The organism is Nguyenibacter vanlangensis, assembly GCF_013376155.1.
GTDB lineage: Bacteria > Pseudomonadota > Alphaproteobacteria > Acetobacterales > Acetobacteraceae > Gluconacetobacter > Gluconacetobacter vanlangensis.
The window spans coordinates 1-1,385 of record NZ_JABXXP010000719.1 but is presented as its reverse complement, the minus strand read 5'-3'; the positions used below and the strand labels follow the sequence as shown (position 1 = coordinate 1,385).

The 1,385-nt window shown below is 71.0% G+C and carries 2 protein-coding genes; one reads left to right on the top strand and one right to left on the bottom strand.

Going from position 1 to position 1,385, the window contains the following annotated elements:
- The first annotated feature begins 234 nt into the window (after positions 1-234).
- Positions 235-978, top strand: coding sequence for an acetoacetyl-CoA reductase (gene phbB / locus HUK84_RS18380; protein ID WP_176641523.1), 744 nt, complete (start codon positions 235-237; stop codon positions 976-978).
- A gap of 20 nt (positions 979-998) precedes the next feature.
- On the opposite strand, the gene HUK84_RS18375 is transcribed toward phbB, so the two are convergent.
- The coding region (locus HUK84_RS18375; RefSeq protein WP_176641522.1) for a UTRA domain-containing protein at positions 999-1,385 on the bottom strand (387 nt) is incomplete at its 5' end.

Genomic DNA, 1,385 nt, shown 5'->3' with positions numbered 1-1,385 from the left:
CGCCAGCGCGCTGTCGGTGGCGGGGGGACATGTGGGGATGGTGGCCGGCCCGCGTGCCCGCGCCCTGCTGTGGGAGAGGCTGGGCGCGTGGCTGCTGCGCCATGGATGAACGGCGGGCGGGCGGATAAAGCGGGTGGCCGGGGGCGGGAGATCCTGTAAAACCGGAGCGACGTCGTTCGGGCGCCCCATCCATCAAGCCCCGCCCATCAGGCCCCATCCACCAGGGAAACATCCATGATCAGTGCCGAGCGCCAGACACCGCGCGTAGCCCTGGTGACCGGCGGCACGCGCGGGATCGGCGCGGCGGTCAGCCGGGCGCTGCGCGATGCCGGGCGGCGTGTCGTCGCCACCTATACCGCCCGGCGGGACGAGGCGCGGGCGTTCGAATCGGCCACCGGCATCCGGACAATGGCCTTCGACGTCGGGGATTTCGCGGCGTGCGAGGATGCGCTGGCGCGGATCGCCGCGGAAGACGGGCCGGTGACGATCCTGGTCAACAATGCCGGGATCACGCGGGATTCGACCATTGGAAAGATGACCCGCGCGGCGTGGGACGCGGTGATCGACACCAACCTGGGCGCCGCGTTCAATCTGTGCCGGCTGACCATGCCCGCCATGCGGACGGAGGGTTTCGGCCGGATCATCAACATGGCGAGCATCAACGGCCAGATCGGCCAGTTCGGCCAGGCGAACTATGCGGCCTCGAAGGCCGGGCTGCAGGGCCTGACCCGCGCGCTGGCGCTGGAGGGCGCGCGGCACAACATCACCGTCAATACCTTGGCCCCGGGCTATATCGACACGGCGATGCTGGACACCGTGCCGCCGCAGATCCTGGCCGACATCGTGGGACGGATTCCGGTCGGGCGGCTGGGCACGGCCGACGAGGTGGCGCGCTGCGTCACCTTTCTGACCGCCGAGGAGTCGGGCTTCATCACCGGGTCGACCCTGTCGGTCAATGGCGGGCAGCATATGGCGTAAAGCTGCCGCCCGGGGCGGGGTCAGGCGGCGCCGAGGGCCGGGGCGATGCGGCCTTCGGCGTCGACGCGGAATGCGGCGGCGCCGGTGGAGAGCAGAATCTGGCTGTGCTCGCAGGGGCCGAGGCCGGTGCAATGGGTCACGCGGCGGATGCGCATCAGCGTGCTGGCGGGCGGCAGGCGCAGCCAGTCGGCGACGGCCGGGCCGATCGCGGCGAGATCGACCGACACGTCGGCATGGTCGATCGCAAGCCCCAGCCGCCGGGTGAGGATTTCCGCCGAGGATGTTTCGCGGGCCATGTCCCTGGTGATCCGCTCGGCCAGGGCGGGAGGATAATGGACCTCGGTCACCGCGACGCGCCTTCCGTTGACGGAAAAGCCGCGGCGCAGGCCCAGCGCCGTGTCGCCCAG

Bases quoted from the DNA above. Each gene is read 5' to 3' on its own strand.
- phbB (WP_176641523.1), top strand. From the start codon at position 235: ATGATCAGTGCCGAGCGCCAGACACCGCGCGTAGCCCTGGTGACCGGC.